Annotated in this window: 11 protein-coding genes; 8 read left to right on the forward strand and 3 right to left on the reverse strand. The window is 40.4% G+C overall.

What is annotated here, in order from left to right:
* Nucleotides 1-149 precede the first annotated feature (149 nt).
* On the reverse strand, nucleotides 150-869 hold the full coding sequence (locus IE056_RS09090; RefSeq protein ID WP_189604392.1) for an NUDIX hydrolase: 720 nt from the start codon (nucleotides 867-869) through the stop codon (nucleotides 150-152).
* A 192-nt stretch (nucleotides 870-1,061) separates the two neighbouring features.
* On the opposite strand from IE056_RS09090, the gene xylE reads away from it, so the two are divergent.
* The 3 genes from xylE to xylA are packed head-to-tail and all read left to right on the forward strand — an operon-like array spanning nucleotide 1,062 to nucleotide 5,489.
* Entirely contained in the window at nucleotides 1,062-2,675 is a 1,614-nt protein-coding gene (gene xylE / locus IE056_RS09095; protein ID WP_189604393.1) for a D-xylose transporter XylE, read from the forward strand.
* Between the two features lies 1 nt (nucleotide 2,676).
* Nucleotides 2,677-4,173, forward strand: coding sequence for a xylulokinase (locus IE056_RS09100; RefSeq protein ID WP_189604394.1), 1,497 nt, complete (start codon nucleotides 2,677-2,679; stop codon nucleotides 4,171-4,173).
* 2 nt (nucleotides 4,174-4,175) lie between these two features.
* Nucleotides 4,176-5,489, forward strand: coding sequence for a xylose isomerase (gene xylA, locus IE056_RS09105; RefSeq protein ID WP_189604395.1), 1,314 nt, complete (start codon nucleotides 4,176-4,178; stop codon nucleotides 5,487-5,489).
* A gap of 388 nt (nucleotides 5,490-5,877) precedes the next feature.
* Here xylA and IE056_RS09110 read toward each other — a convergent pair whose 3' ends face one another.
* Together IE056_RS09110 and IE056_RS09115 are read right to left on the reverse strand one after the other, a co-directional pair.
* On the reverse strand, nucleotides 5,878-7,818 hold the full coding sequence (locus IE056_RS09110; protein ID WP_189604396.1) for a RagB/SusD family nutrient uptake outer membrane protein: 1,941 nt from the start codon (nucleotides 7,816-7,818) through the stop codon (nucleotides 5,878-5,880).
* A 12-nt stretch (nucleotides 7,819-7,830) separates the two neighbouring features.
* A complete protein-coding gene (locus IE056_RS09115) occupies nucleotides 7,831-10,902 on the reverse strand; it encodes a SusC/RagA family TonB-linked outer membrane protein (protein ID WP_189604397.1) in 3,072 nt (1,023 codons plus the stop codon).
* A gap of 298 nt (nucleotides 10,903-11,200) precedes the next feature.
* On the opposite strand from IE056_RS09115, the gene IE056_RS09120 reads away from it, so the two are divergent.
* The 5 genes from IE056_RS09120 (at nucleotide 11,201) to IE056_RS09140 (ending at nucleotide 21,511) form a co-directional block, all read left to right on the forward strand.
* A complete protein-coding gene (locus IE056_RS09120) occupies nucleotides 11,201-12,334 on the forward strand; it encodes a glycoside hydrolase family 43 protein (protein WP_189604398.1) in 1,134 nt (377 codons plus the stop codon).
* A 10-nt stretch (nucleotides 12,335-12,344) separates the two neighbouring features.
* A complete protein-coding gene (locus IE056_RS09125) occupies nucleotides 12,345-14,276 on the forward strand; it encodes a sialate O-acetylesterase (protein ID WP_189604399.1) in 1,932 nt (643 codons plus the stop codon).
* 46 nt (nucleotides 14,277-14,322) lie between these two features.
* Entirely contained in the window at nucleotides 14,323-15,987 is a 1,665-nt protein-coding gene (locus IE056_RS09130; protein WP_189604400.1) for a glycoside hydrolase family 43 protein, read from the forward strand.
* 176 nt (nucleotides 15,988-16,163) lie between these two features.
* Nucleotides 16,164-17,231, forward strand: coding sequence for an endo-1,4-beta-xylanase (locus IE056_RS09135; protein ID WP_229793716.1), 1,068 nt, complete (start codon nucleotides 16,164-16,166; stop codon nucleotides 17,229-17,231).
* 200 nt (nucleotides 17,232-17,431) lie between these two features.
* Nucleotides 17,432-21,511 (forward strand): hybrid sensor histidine kinase/response regulator transcription factor, encoded by a 4,080-nt coding sequence (locus tag IE056_RS09140; protein WP_189604402.1) that lies wholly within the window; start codon nucleotides 17,432-17,434, stop codon nucleotides 21,509-21,511.
* Nucleotides 21,512-21,779 lie beyond the last annotated feature (268 nt).

Below are 21,779 nucleotides of genomic sequence, written 5' to 3' on the forward strand. Positions count from 1 at the left end.
TTAAAAGAAATAAATATTTCAATAACACGAAATGAATGTATTTTTTACGCTTTTGGAGATAACAGCATAAATTTTTATTGAAAAATTTCTCCACTGAGGAGAAGAATTTAAGACACTTAAACTGAAGAATGTTTTTTAATTTTTTAAATCTAAAATTCGAAGTTAAAGCCTTTCCTGGTCAATTTCTGGTAAATATCATTATCAAATTTGTACAGCTTTGCAGCTCTGTGGGAAACATCTTTTTGTTTCTCATTAAGATCAACAAGTAGTTTCATCCTTAGAATTTTCCTTCTGAAGTTAGGTTTATCCATTTCCACTCCTAAAATTTCCTCATAAAGCTGCATCAACTGGAGAAGCGTGAATTTTTCTGGCAAGAGGGTAAATCCTATGGGTGCCTGGCGAACTCTGTTTCTAAGATTCTGAAGGCTATATTCCAGGATCTCATTATGATCATAAATTAGATCTGGTATCTCCCTTACCTTATACCATTTTGCTTCCGAAGCTGTAAATCCAGCTTTAATGCGGTAATCTTCCCGCTTCACCAAGGCATAATATCCAATGGTGATGACCCGCCCATTTGGAAAACGGTTGGGATCTCCAAAGGCTTTTAATTGTTCCAGGTAGATTTGATCCAATCCTGTAAGCTCCCGCAGCAACCTATGTGCCGCTTCATCAATTCCTTCTTCCTGTTTTATCCATCCGCCGGGAAGTCCCCATTTTCCCTTGCTTATCCCTTCTGCATGCTTGACCAGTAAAACCTCAAGACTCCCTTTTTCAAACCCAAAAACCACACTGTCTATAGTAATTGAATTCATTACAGGAGTTTCCACAAGTTCTCCTGAATCCATATTTATTAAGGCTTTTTTCATTTTTTAGCTGCTTTGGCAGTTTGCTGTTTTCGGCATTACTGTAGCTATAAATTTATTGAAAAACTATTGCATACCTTCCGGCCTAAGAATCTCACAATATTAGCTCTAATTAATTGCTAAAGTAGAAATAAATAATTAAACTTGTAGTCAAGTAAACTATAAGATAATTTTAAGAAAAAAATAAATCCAACCATGGCATCAACACAAACCAGTCAAAAAAGTGTTTATATGATAACGGTGGTCGCCAGTCTTGGTGGTCTTTTGTTTGGGTATGACACTGCAGTAATTTCCGGAGCTGTAGGGGCGCTGGAAACTTATTTTATTTCTACTCTTGAAAATAATCCTACTCTTGCAGCAAACAGTATTCTCCAGTTCAAGGTGATGATTAGTTTATGCATCCTCGCCGTTGGTTTGTTATTCGGTTCTTTTATTTTGAAATTTTTTAAACGAAGTACCGCGTATATCATCATTGGAGCAATTCTTTTTTTAGGTGGTGCCATATACTATTTTCAGTTTCTCACATTACCTGGAGTTTTAACCGAAAATTTACGAAATTCCATTCTTGGATTTATGATAAGTAGCGCCCTGGTAGGATGTATCATTGGAGCTTCCATGGGTGATAAAGCTGCTAATTCCATTGGTAGGAGAAACGGACTCATCTTATCTGCCTTTCTTTTCCTTATTTCTGCCTGCGGATCTTCTTACCCTGAAATCATGAATATTTTCCCGGCAAATGACCTTACCGCTTTTATTATTTACAGGATCATTGGGGGAATAGGTGTTGGTCTGGCCAGTATGCTGGCCCCTATGTATATTGCCGAAATGGCACCGGCAAATATCAGGGGAAAACTTGTTTCTTTTAACCAGTTCGCAATCGTTACAGGGATGCTAATAGTCTATTTTGTGAACTATTTTATCGTAAGCGGACAAACCCTTACCTGGATCAATGAAACCGGCTGGAGATACATGTTCTTATCTGAAGGGATTCCCGCATTGATATTCCTTTTATTCCTGTTTTTTGTTCCGAAAACTCCGCGTTTCCAAACAATGAAAGGGAATGAAAAAAATGCTATGGATGTACTAACAAAACTCAACGGCCCCGAACGAGCTTCACAGATCCTGGCAGACATAAAAGCATCCTTCAGCAGAACAAGATCACACTGGCTTTCTTTTGGCTGGGGAGTAGTATTGATTGGAATTGTACTTTCTATTTTCCAGCAGTTTGTAGGAATTAACGTTGTACTTTATTACGCTCCCGAGATCTTTAGAGGAATGGGAATGGAGACAGACGCGTCAATGCTGCAAACCATCATCGTTGGAGCCATCAATATGTTGTTCACCGTTTTGGCCATCATGACAGTTGATAAATTCGGAAGAAAAAAGTTAATGATGATAGGAAGTGCAGTAATGGCCATAAGTATGATTGGCCTTGGATTTGCACTTTATCTGGAAACCGAAGGTCTGCCGGCATTACTACTTATGCTTCTCTACATTGCAGCCTTTGCGATGTCTTGGGGACCGGTTACCTGGGTGCTGTTATCTGAAATTTTCCCCAACAAAATTAGGGGCGTAATGGCTGTAGCTGTCGCAGTACAATGGCTGGCAAATTTAATGGTTTCATGGACGTTCCCGATGATGAACAACAACTCGGCACTTGTAGAACATTTCAACCACGGATTCTCTTACTGGATTTACGGAGTAATGGCTATTCTTTCCGGATTGTTTATCTGGAAGTACGTACCGGAAACTAAAGGAAGAACCCTCGAAGACATGGAAAACCTGTGGATTCGCAAAAAACAAGATTAATATGTATTTTTTAGGAATAGACTTAGGCAGTTCCTCTATAAAGCTATCAGTTCTGGACGCTGAAAAAGGCGAAACAGTATGCTCAGTGACTGCCCCCGATTTTGAAATGGAAATGATCGCTCCCCAGTTTGGGTGGGCAGAACAGCAGCCCGAAAAATGGTGGCAATACGTAAAAGAAGGACTGGCTAATCTCAAAAAGAAGCATGATTTCGATCTAAAGAAAATTGAGGGCATTGGTATAGCTTACCAAATGCACGGGTTGGTCATCACCGATGAAAACCTAGATCCTGTAAGACCTTCCATAATTTGGTGTGACAGCAGAGCTGCGGCTATTGGAAATGATGCCTGTGAAAAGATAGGACTGGAGAACTGCCAAAAACAGATCCTGGGAAGCCCGGGAAATTTCACTGCATCCAAATTGAAGTGGGTGAAAGTTAACGAACCAAAGGTTTTTGCACAGGCAAAATACATGATGCTGCCGGGAGATTATATTGCCGCAAAACTTTCTCGTGTTGCACAAACTACGAGCTCCGGACTTTCTGAAGCTGCATTATGGAACTTTTCTGAAGGAAAACTTGCTACAGGAATCCTGGAACAAATGGGACTTCCTGAAGAAATTATTCCTGAAATTGTACCTAATTTCGGAATCCAGGCAAAAGTTCATCCCGAAATTGCTAGGGAATTGGGATTGAATCCGGAGACAAAAATCACGTATCGCGCAGGAGATCAACCCAATAACGCCCTTTCCCTAAATGTTTTACAACCTGGAGAAATTGCTACCACGGCAGGGACTTCTGCAGTGGTGTATGCGGTAACAGACAAGGATGCCTACGATGAACAAAGTCGTGTAAATACTTTTTTACACGTCAACAATTCAGAAGAAAAAAAACGTAACGGGATTCTTGGAATCATTAATGGATCGGGAATTTTATACCAATGGCTTCGTAAAATGGTTTCTCTTGGGAACAATGAACTCGTTTCCTATGACTTGCTGAATGCGGAAGCTGCAAAAGCAGAACCGGGGAGTAAAGACCTGAGGTTCTATCCCTTCGGAAATGGGGTAGAGCGAATTTTTAACAATAAACAGGCAAATTCCGGAACTGAAAACCTTAACTTTAATATACATCAACCCTCGCATTTAATTCGCTCTGCATGTGAAGGCATTGTCTTCGCAATGAACTATGGGTTTGATGTAATCAAATCAATGGGCACATCGGGAGAAATAGTAAGAGCCGGTAAAGGCAATCTCTTTTTAAGCCCTGTATTCAGGGAAATCTTCTGTAATACAACACAGGCTACACTGGAGCTGTATAACACTTCCGGAGCCGAAGGAGCTGCCCGTGGCGCTGCGTATGGATCTGGATATTTTAAGAATCTTGATGAGGCGTTTGGCGGACTTAAGGTTCTGGAAAGGTTAGAGCCCACTAAAGAGCTGAGTGAAAGATATCAGGAGATCTACGAAAAATGGAAAACCAATATTAAAATCGAAAAAAAATAATTATGGAATCAAAATTTTTTAAAAACATTGATCAAATCAAATTTGAAGGCAGGGAAAGTGATAACCCACTTGCTTTTAAATGGTATGATGAAAATAAAGTAGTTGCAGGAAAAACCTTAAAAGAACATTTACGTTTCGCAACAGCATACTGGCACACCTTTAACAATACAGGAAGTGATCCTTTTGGACCGGGAACAGAAACCTTTGCATGGGACAAAAGTGATGACCCTATCACCCGTGCAAAAGATAAAATGGATGCTGCTTTTGAATTCATGACCAAACTGGGTACTCCATATTACTGCTTCCACGATGTTGATGTAGTGGATGAGGCACCGACCCTTGCTGAATTTGAAAAGAGGTTACAGACCATGGTTGAATATGCCAAACAAAAGCAGGATGAAACCGGAATCAAGTTATTGTGGGGAACATCCAACCTGTTTAGCAATCCTCGTTACATGAATGGTGCTGCAACGAATCCAAACTTTGATGTTCTTGCTTACGCAGGCGCACAGGCTAAAATTGCATTGGACGCTACCATTGCACTTGGAGGGGAAAACTATGTATTCTGGGGTGGCCGTGAAGGTTATATGAGCCTTCTGAATACGGATATGAAAAGAGAATTAGACCATTTAGGTCAGTTCCTCAACACTTGTAAAGATTATGCAAGGAAACAAGGCTTTAAAGGAAACTTCTTTATTGAACCAAAGCCAATGGAGCCTACCAAGCATCAATATGATTATGATGCAGCTACTTCTCTTCATTTCATTAAGCAATACGGACTGGAAAATGACTTCAAATTAAATATTGAGGTAAACCATGCCACCCTTGCCGGTCACACATTTGAACATGAACTTCAGGTGGCTGTTGATGCAGGTATGCTTGGAAGTATAGATGCTAACAGAGGAGACTACCAGAATGGTTGGGATACAGACCAGTTTCCGATTGACTTATTTGAGATCACTCAGGCAATGCTTATCATTCTTGAAGGTGGCGGAATCAAAGGTGGAGGTATTAACTTCGATGCTAAAGTAAGACGTAATTCCACCGATCTTGAGGATAAATTCATTGCACATGTTGCAGGAATGGACATCTTCGCCAGGGGTCTTATTTGCGCAGAAAACATCCTGCAAAATACCCAGTATAAAAAACTTAGAAAAGACCGTTACGCTTCTTTTGACAGCGGGAACGGAGCGAAGTTTGAAAAAGGAGATCTATCTCTTGAAGATTTAAGCAAAATAGCAAGAGAGGCAGGAGAACCTCAGCAAATAAGCGGAAAACAGGAATTGTTTGAGCAATTAATCGCTAATTCAATCTAATCTTTTTTTCATAAGAAGATGTATAAAGCAAAAGCCGGAATCGTACTGATTCCGGCTTTTTTATTTCACTCCATTCATAAGGTTTCCAATCTTAAATTATGATAGAGCAGAATTTAATGTTACCAATAAGGCATACGTACTCCTAATTTATTGACTTCTGCATAAAATCTTCAGAAGCTTTAGCCTGTTGTAAAGGATCATTACCTTCAAAAGACTTTCTTCATGATTCCTTCGGCAAAACGATTAAGATTCTTCCCCCTCAAATACCCTGCCTGTATAAAAAATACTATGTGGTTCGTGACATGAATGTCATTTTCAGTAAAAACAAAAAAGATTGGCCGCTAACATTCAGCAACCAATCTCTTAAGCATCTATCAATCACTAAATTTTAATATCCCGGATTCTGATAAATCTCTGTATCCCCTTCCATAGCTTCAATCTGACCTTGCGGAATAGGACGCAGATAATGATGTGGCTCAATCTGCCTGGTTATAGTTTGTGCAGTATGATCACCATAATCGCTTCCGGCAATTTGATAGGTTGAGGCCAGCTCTTCCCATTTTTGAGTTCGGATAAGGTCGTACCAGCGGTACCCCTCCCCAAAATACTCTCTGGATCGCTCTGCCAGGAGGTAATTGATATCAATTTCTGCAGGAGTTTCAGAAACCAGCTCATCACTGAAGTCTTCATTTCTTGGCTGCTCTTCATTGTTATCCCAGCGCCATACTCCGGCTCTTGCACGAAGAATATTTATCAATTCTCTAGCGGTCATCCCTGTTGGATTTGCACCCTGAACAGCCGCCTCGGCTGCAACAAAATAAAGCTCTGAGAATTTTGCAATATTAAATGGACGGGTGCTCGCAGCGTTTGGCTGCCCTAAACCTTCTCCGGTATCAGTTCGGTAAGGACCGAGTTTCCAAAGCCCCGGGTAAACTACTCTGCTAATATCCTGTGGTCCCACCACAAAATCTGATCTTCCCGGCAATACACCTGCACCAATATTACTTCTTCCCTGCGCATCAGGATAATCTATAGTTGCTTCAGGTTGTTCATCAAGGAAAGTAAGGATGGCATCTCCCGGTTCTACAGGCAAACCATTGGCATTATACAGAACTTCCTCCGCTACACCACCTTTTGGCCAGTTACCACGATAGGTGGTGGTAAAAGTTCCGTCATAACGGGAATCACGGGTCTTATCTGCAAAGGTTTCAGTTATTGCTCCAATAGTTGGCGCCATACGGGTCCACGGTCTTCCCAGATCCTGAGAATCCTCACGTTGTACAGAACTTACCGTATTCTCCCAGTTAGGATCTGTTGCACTTCTGATTACCGTATAATTCCAGGTCATCATCCAGCCTGCAAAGTTTTCTGGGGCGTTCCCATTACTCCAGGTAAGACTGGCTCCATTGTAGAATTCACTGGTCTCTGTATGATCTGCATATAACAGGATTTCACTGTTTCGGTCATTTTCAGCATTATTAACATCGTAATATGTGGGCTGAAGTCCGAATGGACCAGGATTATCTATTGCTGTAATGGCTACATCATACGCTTGCTGATAGTACCACTGAGCATCATTCCCATCGGGATCTGTGCGAGAAGTTTCAGGATAGGTAGGGATGTTGTTTGGATTTTCAAGCCACCATCCATAAGTTAAATATGCCTTGGCAAGATAAAGACGCGCAAGGGTTTTTGTCGCACCTCCCGTTACCCGCGGACTATCTGGCAGGTTTTCCACTGCAAGTTGTAAATCGGGAAAAATGGCACGGGTATAGACTTCCGGTACCGTATTTCTTGTCGAAACCCGGGTAGGGCTGGTATTAAATGCGAGCTCTCCTGCTCCAAGATCCAAAGGCACACCCCCAAAGGTTTGTACCAGCAAGAAGTAATCAAAGGCACGGAAAAAACGTGCTTCTGCAGTAAGTTCTTCTGAAATTCCAACCTCTTCTGCATTTTCAAGTATTCCACTTGCTGTATTGATATTGGAGAAAGCTGTTGCCCAAATAACATCGGCACGACTATCTTCAGGAGTAATATTTCCCTGGCCGGAAAGGTCCATTACCAGGAAGTTCTGGTCGGCACTTTGTGCATATGTCACCTCGTCTGTTCCAGTTTCGGTAGTATTATAATAATAAGCCTGCCCGTATATGTAACGAAGGTGAGCATACATTGAGGTTAATCCACCAAGCACACCGGCTTCAGTTTGGAAAAAACCTGGCTCATACGTAGCTCTTGGAGTTTCCTCTAAAATATCCTCAGAACAGGATACCATTAGGAACGCTAACATCAAAGTTGCTACGATGGAAGTTTTAAAATTAATATTTTTCATAATAAGCTTTTTTTAAAATGTTAGATTCAAACCGATCAGGTAATTTCTGGTTGAAGGAGTATTTGTTCCAATGGTAAGCAATCTGCTGGGATATCCTTCTACCGCTGAATTCTCATTTCCATATGAATTGGTAACAGGATCCATTCCTGATTCGTCATGATAAGGTGAGAAAAATACGAATGCGTTTTGAACTGTACTGTATAACCTCAATCTGTCAATATTGAAACTTTCCAACCAGTCCTGTTCAAAATTGTATCCCAGTGTGATCGTTCTGATTTTCAAATATGAAGCATCAAAATATCCAAGAGTAGAACCATACTGGGGATTGTCACCACTTTGTATTCCACCCGGTCTTGGATAACGTGCATTTGTATTTTCTGGAGTCCAGTAATCTACATCCACATTTCCACGGCGACCACTTAACATATTAAGATAACCTGCTGAACCGTAAAGGGTACTAATAAGTACTCCTCCACTCTGAAAAGCACCTACCGCAGTTAAGTCGAAATTTTTATATGAAAAGCGGGTATTGAATCCTCCCTGGAAATCGGGGTTTACATCAATTATCTGCCTGTCATCTGGACCAATCTCCCGAACCGGAACACCATTCTCATCAAATTCTCCTGTATAGCGAACTTTAATCATCCCAACGTTTCCTCCAGGTTCAAGAATATCCAAATATGGATCGTCTTCCTGCCATAACCCTAAACGTTCATAATCATAAATTACATTAATTGGATGCCCTTTAAACCAGTTGTTCGCCTCATCACGGTCCTGACCGGAAGCCAATTCAACCAATTCGTTTTGATTAGAGTACAGGTTCAAACCAGCTTCCCAGCTAAATCCATCAGGATTGTCAATGATTAATCCATTTAGAGAAATTTCAAAACCTTTGTTTTGGGTTTCTCCAATGTTAGCTGTGTAACTTCCAACTCCTGCAGTACCGGGAAGACCCACATTGAGCAGGATATCATTAGTATTTGTAATATAATATTCTGCTGTACCTGTTAATCTATAGTTGAATAAAGAGAAATCTACTCCGAAGTTGTAGGTGGTAGAAAATTCCCAGCCCAAATCCGGGTTAGGAAGTTGAGATACATAATAACCTACGGCATAATCATCGGGTCCGAAGTTGTAAGGTCTCGTAGCAAGTGTTCCCAAAGTGGAATATGGATCAACCGATTGGTTTGAAGTCTCTCCGTACCCTGCTCTTATCTTTAGGCTATTCATCCAATCTACATCTTCCATGAAGGATTCATTACCAATGTTCCATCCTGCAGAAATTGCCGGATAAGTATGCCATTTATGTCCTTCAGCAAGTCTTGAAGAACCATCGGAACGCAGGGTAGCAGACAACATGTACCGGTTGTCATACTCATACATCACCCTTCCCATATAAGACATCAGGCCACTTCTGTAATACCCTTGATTATCAGGATCAATGGTAATTTCACCTGTAGCCTGTCCTAAATTGTAAAACTGAAATTGTTCCGAAGGAATATCTCTGGCTGCAACGCTAGAACTATTGAATTTTGTTTCCTCGGTGGAGTATAATCCAACTACATTAAGCCTGTGTAGATCATTAAAAGTTCGGTCGTATGTTACGAGGTTTTCCACCAAGTAACGAGTTGTTATAGAATTATTTATCGAAGCAGTTGAAGGAGTATCATCCGCTACACTGAACACACCTTGTCCGGTATAATTTCCTCCATGAGTACTCCTGTAATTAAGCCCCAGGTTAATACGATAGCTCAAGCCTTCGATTCCCGGAATTTGAACTTCACCAAAAAAGTTATTATAGGTTCCAAATTCTCTTGTTTGATCTATCCAGGCATCGCCAAGATTTTCTATAGTTTCTCTGGTTCGAACCCATTGATCATCTGCTGCCATACTGATAACCCTTCTTGGGGTTCCATCCTCATTATAAGGACTTGCAATTGGAGAGGCAGATAATACCCCATAAATTCCCAGGTTCATACCATTTCTAACCGAATAATTATTGTTGGTACTAAATCCAAGTCGGATATAATTTCCTACATCCTGATTAAGAGTTGCATTAAAGGAAATTCGTTCAAAATATTGTTCCGGCAATACTGCTTCATCTTTGGTATATCCAAGACTTGCATTATAACTGCCACTTTCTGTACCTCCAGAAACTCCGATGTTATGATTGGTGATCATACTGTCCTCATAAAGAAGATCCTGCCAGTTAGTATTCACATCATCGGACTCATCGGGACCATTTTCAAATAGACCGGCAGCTTCTCTAAGCGCCACAAATTCAGGTCCACTCATCATTGGATATTCACCAAATACCGTTTTAAGTCCGTAGAAAGCATCATAGCTAAATTGGGCTTCCTGCCCTTGTCTTCCAGTGTTGGTAGTAATTAAAACAACCCCATTAGCCCCACGAGAACCATAAATAGCAGTAGCGGAAGCATCTTTTAAGATGTCCATGCTCTGGATATCATTTGGGTTGATATCGTTTAGAGACCCGGCAAACGGAACACCATTCAATACGATTAACGGATCATTACTAGCTGTTAAAGAGCGTGTTCCCCTAATACGAATTTGCTGAGGAGCACCCGGTTGGGAGGAAGTTTGCGAAAGCTCAACGCCGGGCAACCGACCCTGTAAGGCCTCAGAAATGTTTGCTGAAGGAACTTCCCGTAATTCTTCACCTCCTATAGATGACACAGAACCTGTTACCGCCTCCCGTCGCTGGGTTCCATATCCAACCACGACAACTTCTTCAAGAGCTTCTGTATCCTGCTCAAGAACTACATCGATTTCGTTTCTGCCATTAATATTTACGTTCTGTGTAGTAAATCCTACATAAGAAAATACCAGTACCCCATCTGACGGAACATCTGTAATTTCATAATTCCCGTCAAAATCTGTTGTCACACCTCTGTTGGTTCCCTGCAGAAGAACTGTTACACCGGGAAGAGGCCCCATTTCATCTGTAACCGTCCCGGTAACCGTGATACTCTGAGCACTGGCCGCACAAGTAATCACCATAGTCAACGCAAACAAGAGCGTTCTCAAGGGACGTTTTCCTTTAATTAGTAATTGTTGGATCATGTTGTCATATGTTTAAAAATGTTAAGAACAGAATGGCTTATTGAAAACTAAGCCCTATTAAATTTTAGAATACGATAAATATACATAAATAATCTATTTACGCAATCGGTTGCGTTAAAAAATGATTAATGAAAATTAAATTTTACTCAACTTCCTCTTTGAGTTGCACATAATAACCTGTTTCTCAATACTCTATTTAATTGAACATTTTGCGAATACGATTGATTAAAATTTCCTATTTTAGCAGAGTATGCTTTTTAAGTACATACTCTTTAACCATTTAATAAAAATTTAACTTATGCTCAAAAAAACCACCACTCTTCAGAAGACATTCTTATATGTCCTGTCAATAGTTGTACTGGCAGCCTGTAAAAATGAAAATAGTTCCGACCGTTTACAGGAGGAGTCACAGGATACGATTAGTTCCGCAAATGACACCTTACCGGAATTTGCGTCAGAACCTCTGGTTACAGACAACTTTACGGCAGATCCTTCTGCACACGTATTTGAGGGAAAAATTTATGTATATCCTTCCCGTGACTGGGATTCTGGAATACCAGAGGATGATACCGGTGCCCATTTTAATATGAAAGACTATCACGTTTATTCTATGGATAGTGTAGGTGGCGAAGTTACTGACCATGGAAAAGTACTGGATGTGGAAGATGTGTCATGGGCTTCACGTCAAATGTGGGCACCAGATGCAGCAGAGAAAGATGGTAAGTATTACCTCTATTTCCCGGCAAAAGATGAAAACGATATTTTTAGAATAGGTGTTGCTGTTGGTGATTCCCCAGCCGGCCCGTTCGAGCCACAGGAGGAACCTATCGCAAATAGCTACAGTATAGATCCCGCCGTTTATAAAGATACAGACGGGGAATACTATATGTATGTTGGTGGAATCTGGGGTGGACAACTTCAGCGTTACAGAGATAATGAATATCAGGGTGAAGACGATGTTTACCCAGCAGATGATGAACCTGCACTAATGCCTAAAATTGCCCGTATGAGCGATGATATGCTGGGATTTGCTGAAGAGCTACGTGATGTGGAGATTCTTGATGAAGAAGGTAATCCACTTACTACAGGTGACAATGACAGGAGATTCTTCGAAGCGGCCTGGGTTCATAAATATAATGACACTTATTATTTCTCTTACTCTACAGGAGACACTCATAACATTGCCTATGCAACAGGAGATAGTCCTTATGGCCCCTTTACCTATCAGGGAGTTATCCTTGAACCTGTATTGGGATGGACCAACCACCACTCTATTGTAGAGCATAATGGAAAATGGTACATCTTCTATCACGACAGTTCCCTTTCTGGCGGAAAGACTTATCTACGAAGCATGAAGGTAGCAGAAATTGAACATAATGAAGATGGAAGTATTGATACCATCAGTTCTTTTGTTAATGAAGATGCGAATTAAACTTTCAAAAATGGCATTTTTCAGATCATTTCTGGCGCTGTTCTTTTTCAGTAATTGTTCCATTGCAGTATTTGGGCAGGTAAAATTGCCCAAACTCATCAATGACGGAATGGTACTTCAGCGTAATAGTGACATAAAAATTTGGGGATGGGCTTCTAAAGAGGAGTCCATTTCTATTTTCTTCCTTGATAAAGAATACAATACTGTCGCAGATAACAATGGGAAATGGTCTGTCTCTCTTAATGATCTAAAAGCGGGAGGGCCTTTTCAAATGCAAATCAAAGGCAGCAACTCCATTCAACTTGAAGATATTTATATAGGTGATGTATGGCTGGCCTCGGGACAATCGAATATGGAAATTCCCATGGGACGTGTTTCGCCATTATATCCCGAAGAAATAGCAAAAGCATCCAATGAAGCCATCCGGTTCTTTGAAGTGCCAAAAACCTTTGATTTTAATGAGGCTAAAGAAGACCTGGAAGGAGGAGAATGGGTTCCTGTGGCTGCCAACACCATTGAAAAGTTATCTGCTGTAGCATATTTTTTCGCCAAAGACTTGTATGCAGAATATGATATTCCAATCGGTATTATCAACTCTGCTCTTGGAGGATCTCCTGCGGAAGCCTGGATTAGTGAAGAGGCTTTAAAAGAGTTTCCGGAGCATCATGCAGAATCCCTGAAATACCAGAGCAAAGAACTGAGAGATAGCATTGAAACTGCCGATCAAACCCGAATTGGGAAATGGTACAGTGATATTCAGAAGAAGGATAAAGGCGTTGAAGAAAATTGGAAAGCAGCTGAAATTGATGATTCCTCCTGGAAAACCATGGATATTCCGGGATATTGGGCCGACACCGAGTTTGGACCTAAAAATGGTGTAGTCTGGTTTAGAAAGACGATCAATCTTCAGGACAACTGGACACAAGGTGCTACGAAACTTCTTCTCGGAAGAATTGTAGATGCCGATTCAGTATTCGTGAATGGAAAATTCGTAGGCAATACTACCTATCAATATCCACCACGACGTTATGAGATTCCTGAAGGAGTTTTAAAGTCGGGTGAGAATACCATCAGTATAAGAATTATAAATGAAAGCGGTCGTGGAGGTTTTGTAGAGGAGAAAGAATACAAACTTATTTCCGGAGAAAAAGAGATGGATCTTACCGGCACCTGGAAATTTAAACTGGGAGCTGAAATGCCGCGTTTACAGGGGCAAACATTTATTCGGTGGAAACCTGTTGGACTTTACAATGCCATGATCAATCCATTGACTGATTATTCTATAAATGGCGTGATTTGGTACCAGGGCGAATCCAATGCAGACACCCCGTGGGAATATGAAGCTCTTATGACTTCGTTAATTAAGGACTGGAGAAACAAATGGAATCAGGAAGATTTACCTTTCCTGTATGTCCAGCTGGCCAATTTCATGGAGAGCAAAGACCAACCGGGAGACAGTAACTGGGCAAGATTAAGAGATGCCCAATTAAAAACTCTTGCTGTACCTCATACCGGAATGGCTGTTGCCATAGATGTAGGAGAGGCAAATGACATCCACCCTCTAAACAAAAAGGATGTAGGAGAACGCCTTGCTAGGGCTGCAAAGAATGTGGCCTATGGTGAAGATATAGTTCCCGCCGGTCCACTATTCAAGTCTTTCAAAAAAGAAGGAGACTCTATAGTTATCTCCTTTAAAAATACAGGAGGAGGCCTGGTATCCAAAAATGGCAAATCTCTGTCGCATTTTTCTATTGCAGGGAAAGACGGTAAATTCAGATGGGCCAATGCAGAAATCCGGGGAGATAAGATCGTGGTGAATCATCCCGAGGTTAAAGATCCGGTAGCAGTGAGATATGCCTGGGCAGATAATCCTGAAGGCGCAAATTTATACAATGAAGAAGGTTTGCCTGCATCCCCGTTCAGGACGGATGAGTGGGATTAATTATACATCATTTAGATATCATTAGAAAAATCAACAACGTTAAGAGATGAAAAAATTAATAATTGTACTATTTATATTTTTTGCCATTCCCGCTGCAAAGGCACAAGACCATTTTTTAAATCCAATCCTGGCCGGCTGGTACCCAGATCCTGCTATAACCGATGACGGAAACGGAAATTTCTATATGGTACATTCCACATTTGCCTTCTATCCGGGTATTCCGGTGTTTCACAGCACAGATCTGGTAAACTGGAAGCAGGTAGGAAATGTTATTCACAGGCCGGAACAGATAGATTTTGAAGGATTCGGAGTTTCCCGGGCTATTTTCGCTCCCGATTTAAGTTATGACCAGGGCACTTTTTACCTTACCTGTACAATGGTAGATGGAAAAGGGAATTTTGTGATGACAGCAGAAAACCCTGCAGGACCGTGGTCAGATCCTGTTTGGCTGCCGGAAGTGAGTGGTATAGATCCGGGATTATTTTTTGATGACAACGGAAAATCTTACTTGGTTTACAACAGTGAAGCTCCCAATAATGAACCACTATACCAGGGTCACCGCACGATAAGAATGATAGAATTCGACAAAGAAAATCTAAAAACTATTGGTGATAATAGAATACTCGTGAATGGAGGGGTTGATATCTCTACAGAACCGGTTTGGGCTGAAGGTCCCAGGATTTATAAACTTAACGGCTATTATTATTTGATGACTGCTGAAGGCGGAACCGCTGTTAACCATTCTGAAATGATCTACAGGAACAGGAACATAGATGATGAATTTATACCGTACGAAGAAAATCCTATCTTAACCCAGCGTCATCTGGATCCCGACCGGGAGAATCCAATTACCTCTGCCGGACATGCCGATATTATGCAGCACCCTAATGGCGACTGGTACGGAATTTTCCTGGCGGTAAGACCATATGAAGGTGATTTATATAATACAGGGCGTGAAACTTTTCTTACTCCTGTAAAATGGGTAGATGACTGGCCAGTCTTCGATCTTGATGGAGAGGAAATAAAATACTCGTACCCACTACCGGAAGGAGTAAAAATAGACAGCACATTACCTCCCCTAAACGGAAACTTTACCTACGAAGAAAATTTCAGCGACAGTATCCTGCCACTAAAATGGATTATGCTGAGAAATCCGGAATCACAGTGGTATGACCTCAGCAAAAACGAAGAAGGTATCCTTATAAAAACCCGTCCCGAAACAGTGGAAGGAGATAAAAATCCGAGTTTCTTAGGGCACCGTCAGCAACATTTAAAGGGAGAAGCTTCCATTGCTATAAACTTTAAAGCCGGGAATGAAAAAGAAAAAGCCGGTTTACTGGCATTTCAAAATGAAACACATTATTTCTACGCCGCCATATCATCCAGAAATAATACTCCTGTAGTTCAATTACATAAAGGAGAAGAACTTTTAGAATCCATTCCCTTAGAGACCAACTCTGAGGAAATTGAACTAAAAATGACTTTTGATGATGATGTTTACTCCTTTCATTACAAAACAGGCGAACAGTGGAAGAACCTTGGGCAGGAATTAGACGGTGAATTCCTGAGCACAAATGTGGCCGGCGGATTTGTGGGCGTCACAGTTGGTCCTTACACTACTTCTACTTATGAAGAAAGCGAAAACGAGGCATTCATAAGGTGGTTTAAATACAAAGGTGATGACGATGTTTATAAAGAAATTAAAAATTAAAGTCTGAAGATTTAAATCAGCTCTCCTTCAGAACAAAACCCAGTAACTGAAAGGACTCTATGGATCCCTAAAATAATTTGAATATGCGAGTCAGCAAACCTTCCATCCTGTTAAGTCTCTGTTTTTGCATGAGCTTTTTCTCTGCGAAACCACAATTAGCTTCAGAAAATGATTCTTTGAATACTAAGAATGAGCTTCAAGTGGAGTTTAAGGAAGCCTACAAAGATAAGTTCCATATAGGTACCGCTTTAAACACCAGGCAAATAATGGGTGGAGAGCCGGGAGCCATGCAAGTGGTAAAACAGCATTTCAATTCTATTGTAGCAGAAAATTGCATGAAAAGCAGCCGGATTCAACCAGAAGAGGGAGAGTTTGACTTTTCTATTGCCGATAAATTTGTAGAATTCGGGGAGCAGAATGATATGCATATTCATGGCCACACGCTCATTTGGCATTCGCAGGCTCCAGAGTGGTTTTTTCTTGATAAGGATGGGAATACGGTTTCCAGAGAGGTACTTATCCAGCGAATGAAAGATCATATCTTTACTGTTGCAGGTCGTTACAAGGAACGCATCCATTCCTGGGATGTGGTGAATGAAGCTATTCTTGATGACGGCAGTTTCCGGAAGAGTAAATTTTATGAAATTATTGGAGAAGACTTCGTAAAACTTGCTTTTCTGTATGCTCATGAGGCCGATCCAACGGCAAAGTTATTCTACAACGACTACTCTATGTCTAATCCCAAAAAGCGGGAAGGGGTGGTGAAAATGGTTCAGAAACTCAAGGAAGAAGGTGTTCCTATTTCAGGTATTGGAATGCAGGGACATATAGGCATTAATCATCCAGGCCTGGAGGAGTTTGAAAAAAGCATAGTGGCCTTCGGAAATTTTGGAGAGGTAATGATCACCGAACTTGACTTAAGTGTTTTACCCTCACCATGGGGTGATGCCGGCGCCGAAATTTCCAAAAATTTTGAATATAAAGATGAAATGAATCCTTTTCCTAATGGCTTACCTCAGGAAGTTCAGCAGGAATTTAGCCAAAGGTATCTGGAATTCATGAAGCTGTTTTTAAAACATCAAAATACCATTTCCAGAGTTGCTTTTTGGGGAGTAAATGATGGCAATTCCTGGAAGAACAACTGGCCGATTAGAGGGAGAACAGATTATCCGTTACTCTTTGACAGACAGAACAATCCAAAACCTGTATTGGAAGATATTATTCGGTTACCGGGAAAAAACTAAAACCAAGGTGGGAAAAGGAAAAAATAAAACAATCCAGTGGTAATCTCTTCGTCCATGGGTTATTTTCGTATTTTTCAAAACGAAATATATTGATTTCCAAAGCGTTACTTCATAAAATATTCGAAAACAGAAAATTTCAGAAACAAATTAATTTGAATACCCATATTAAAATATTACTTCTTTTTACACTAGGACTAATTTTGTCAGCGATTGAGGTTACTGGCCAGGAAAAGCAGTTCCCCGAATATCGTTTTGGAACGCTGAACAGAATTCCTACACAACGGGCTGTAGCTACTTTTTCTCAGGATCAACAGGGATTTATGTGGATGGGCACCAATGGCCTTGGTCTCAATAAATACAACGGACTGGATTATACTTCTTACCAGTTTAAGGAAAGCGATAGTACTAGTATAAGCAATTCTCTCATTCACATTACCTATGTAGATAAACAGAACAGGCTATGGGTAGGTACCGAAACAGGGCTAGACCTGTATAACAGAGAACTGGATAATTTTATTCATGTGAATATTCTGGGAATACCGGGGAGTAACAGCATTTCTGTCCATGCTATTCATGAGACCAAAACCGGAGATATTCTTGTAGGCACACATCAATACGGATTGTTTAAAATAAATCCTTCCACTCTTGAGGCTTCCGCTGTCAACATCGAAGGCATCCAGGAAGTCAGGAATTTTTTAATCAACAACATTACCTTTTTTGACAATAGGATTCTTGTGGGAACAGATTTAGGCCTTTTTGAATATGATCCAGAAGCGAACCTGTTAGATCCACTTGAATTCATCACTTTTAATGGCAGGGAAAAGATCACTGCCAACGTTCAAAGTACCCTTGTGGACAGCAAAGGAACTATTTGGCTGGGCACCACCAATACCGGCGTGTATAAAGTTGATGGTAATGAAAACGGGCGTTATGTTATAGAGCATTTCCAAATTTCCTCCAAAAGAACCTTATCAATTTTAGAAACGCCACGTCAAACAATTTTATGCGGAACAGAAAATGACGGAATGTTTGAGCTTAACAGGAAAGGGAATATTTTAAATCATTACCTGAATAATAAATTTGATGATAATGGTATAAAATCCAACTCTATCTGGTCTTTATTCCTGGACGATCAGGAACGTATCTGGATTGGATATTATAACAACGGCGTAGGAGTTTACGACGAACTGTATGATAAGTTTGAAGACATAGAAAGCACTCCGAATAATCCCAATTCTTTGCAATCAAGTTCTGTCACCGGAATCCTCAAGGATGAACAAGGCAGGTTATGGATTGGTATGGATGGTGGAGGAATAGATGTATACGATCCAAAAACCGACTCTTTCACCCATTTGTTAAACAACGAAAATAACATTGCAAACGGCCTTGTCTCTCCAGATGTTCAAACTCTTTTCATGGACACTAAAGGAAATATTTGGGCAGGAACCTGGGACTACGGAATTTACTTTCTGAAAAAGGGATCTAAATCCTTTATCAATTATTCTGTTCAAAACACCAATGGCGAAATGGCCACCAACAGGATTTTAAGTTTTTCTGAAGATTCCAAAGGAACTATCTGGATTGGCACTTTTTCGCGAGGGATACAATCCTTCGATCCGGATACTAAAAGATTTTCCATTTATGATCAGGAGCCTTTTTTTTCAAAAAGGATAAGCTATAGTGATGTAAGAAGAGTTTATGTGGATAGTCAGGATTACATCTGGATAGGCGGAAACGAAGGCTTGTTTAAATTTAAAGTAGAAAACGGAAATTTTGACCTCGAGGTGATGTCGCCGAGATTTTACAAGAATACCGGAAACGAGTTTTACAACAGTCAGATTTTAGATATATATGAAGATTCTTCCAAAACAATATGGATAGGAACAGATGGATCGGGTCTTTGTAAATATGACATGAAAGAAGATTCCTTTTCTTGGTTAAAACCTGAAAGCGGATTCAATAAAGTTACCGTGTCCTCCATTATTCAGGACAATGAAGGCTCCATCTGGGCTGCGGGTAACAATGGATTAACTAAAATAGACAGGAGCGAGAACATCCTTAAGAACTTTTCAAGTAATGATGGCTTGCTTAGTAATGACTTCAATAATCAATCTGTTTATAAAGACCGTAATGGAACATTATTTTTTGGCTCGTATGAAGGCATTAATTACTTTGATCCTGAAGAACTAGCGATCAACAAAAATCCTTCAACCATTTATTTTACCGATTTCAAGATTTTTAATCAGCCTGTTGCCCCAGCAAAAGAAGACTCACCTCTGGAAAAAGTTATTGCTGAAACCAATAAAATCACTCTTAACCATTCCCAATCCGTATTCACTATAGATTTTGCAGCAATAGATTTTACGAGACCCGAGAAAATTCTGTTCGCCTACTACCTGGAAGGTTTTGAAGATGACTGGAACTATGTGGAGCATACCCGCAGCGCCACCTATACGAATCTTCCTGCGGGAAATTACACGTTCAAGGTAAAAGCTACCAACAGTGATGGCGTGTGGGAAGTTGACCCCACAACACTTCAAATTTCGATACTTAAGCCCTGGTGGTTTACAAATCTTGCAATTTTATGCTATGTTTTGATATTTCTGGGTATTTGTCACATCTCATTTCGCTTTATAAATTCTCGAATAAAAACAAAGCGTGCCATAGAACAGGAAAGAGCAAGGCATCTTCATGAAGAAGCACTCAACGATAAAAAAATCCAGTTTTTCACCAATATATCTCATGAATTCAGGACACCACTTACTCTTATCTCGAGTCCCTTACAAGATATTCTACAGGAAAACACACTTCCGGAGAAAATAAAGGTTAAGCTCAAGACGATCAACAAAAATACCATTCGGTTAAAACGGCTTATCGATGAGCTCATGGATTTCAGGAAACTTCAGGCAGATAAAATCCCGCTGAATATTAGCTCTTTTGATATCATTGGCCTTATAAACGAAAGCATTGATTATTTTAAAGAAGAAGCGCAACAGCGAAATATTGTTTTATCAATAGAGTCAGAAGGTAATATTTCAGTAGTATGGGCCGATAAAAGCAAGCTGGAAAAGATCTTTTTTAACATTCTTTCCAATGCTTTTAAAAGCACACCCAACAACGGGATCATCACAGTAGCTGTTGCCAGAAGAGAAGATTATATTTTTAAACTTATTGATAATAAGGTGCCCCTGGAAGCCCTCGAGATAAGTATTGAAGATACCGGCAAAGGAATTCATCCAGATGAACTCACTAAAATCTTTGACAGGTTTTACCAGATTAAAGAACGCAATGAACAATACTACAGCGGTACAGGGATAGGTCTGGAGGTTGTACGTAGTTTTGTGGAGCTGCATGGAGGAGATATAGATGTGGAAAGCGAAATAGGGGTAGGGACTAAATTCAGGATCCTTCTGCCTGTGAATGGAGAACATTATGATGCTACAGAAATTTCGAGTCAAGATGCGACACACCGTCCTGCTAAACCTGAATTCCGGGAGATTTCAAAGCTGGAAAATGTGGACCAGCTCCAAAAAACGTTGTTGATCGTGGAGGATAACCTGGAGCTGAGAACCTATCTTAAGCAGGAACTTAGTGCCGATTATAAAGTTGTGGTGGCCGAAGATGGGCGTGAAGGATTAGAAAAGGCCAAAAGATATATGCCCGATGTTGTGATTACCGATGTCATAATGCCGGAAATGGATGGGATAGAATTCTGTTCTGCACTTAAAAAAGATCTGAAGACAAGTCACATTCCGGTGTTAATGCTTACAGCTAAAGCACAAACAGATGACTTGGTAGAAGGTTTTGAAGCAGGCGCAGATGTTTATCTAAATAAGCCGTTCGAGATGAAGATCATGCGGAGTCAGTTAAAACAGCTTATTTCGAACAGGGCACTTCTATTTTCCAAATACATGGGAGATTTCAATAAAACTGAAATTGAACCCAATTCCACTTCACTTGACCAGCAGTTCATTCTGGAAATCATCAAGTATACCCAGGAAAATATTAAGGAAACAAATCTTAATGTAGAGAAACTTGCCGATGAATTCAGCCTTAGCAGAAGTCAGCTTTACAGAAAGATTAAAACTCTAACAGGGCTCACTGCCAATGAACTAATCCGGAAGATACGGCTGGAACGCGCCAAAGAACTTCTTGAAGAAAGCAGTGCACCTTCGGTTAGTGAAATTAGCTATAATGTAGGTTTTTCATCTCCCTCCTATTTTTCGAAATGTTTTAAGGCCCATTTTGGGGTCCTTCCGAAGGAAGTTAAAGACGAATAACATCTTTCTGTCAAACTACAAGCTTACATGCTTCTGAATTACAAATTTGGGTTCTTCTGAAGGATCTTAAATTCAGTAATTTTTTCAGGAGAGAATTTAACTAGCTATATAAACTGAAGATTTTTATTTGATAAAAGCAGAAATAAAAAATACCGGGCGTTGTACGAGGGCACTGAAAAACTATCTCTTTTGAGGTAATTTTATGAAAGCGATCAAGCAAAAAAGTATTTTTGACTTGGTCGCTTTTTTTGTGGGTGATTTTTTGAGC

The organism is Salinimicrobium marinum (assembly GCF_014651535.1).
GTDB classification, from domain to species: domain Bacteria; phylum Bacteroidota; class Bacteroidia; order Flavobacteriales; family Flavobacteriaceae; genus Salinimicrobium; species Salinimicrobium marinum.

Excerpts from the sequence above, each read along its gene's own strand:
- IE056_RS09125 (WP_189604399.1), top strand. The coding sequence starts at position 12,345 with ATGGCATTTTTCAGATCATTTCTGGCGCTGTTCTTTTTCAGTAATTGT.
- xylE (WP_189604393.1), top strand. The coding sequence starts at position 1,062 with ATGGCATCAACACAAACCAGTCAAAAAAGTGTTTATATGATAACGGTG.
- IE056_RS09120 (WP_189604398.1), top strand. The coding sequence starts at position 11,201 with ATGCTCAAAAAAACCACCACTCTTCAGAAGACATTCTTATATGTCCTG.
- xylA (WP_189604395.1), top strand. The coding sequence starts at position 4,176 with ATGGAATCAAAATTTTTTAAAAACATTGATCAAATCAAATTTGAAGGC.
- IE056_RS09130 (WP_189604400.1), top strand. The coding sequence starts at position 14,323 with ATGAAAAAATTAATAATTGTACTATTTATATTTTTTGCCATTCCCGCT.
- IE056_RS09115 (WP_189604397.1), bottom strand. The coding sequence starts at position 10,902 with ATGATCCAACAATTACTAATTAAAGGAAAACGTCCCTTGAGAACGCTC.
- IE056_RS09100 (WP_189604394.1), top strand. The coding sequence starts at position 2,677 with ATGTATTTTTTAGGAATAGACTTAGGCAGTTCCTCTATAAAGCTATCA.
- IE056_RS09090 (WP_189604392.1), bottom strand. The coding sequence starts at position 869 with ATGAAAAAAGCCTTAATAAATATGGATTCAGGAGAACTTGTGGAAACT.
- IE056_RS09110 (WP_189604396.1), bottom strand. The coding sequence starts at position 7,818 with ATGAAAAATATTAATTTTAAAACTTCCATCGTAGCAACTTTGATGTTA.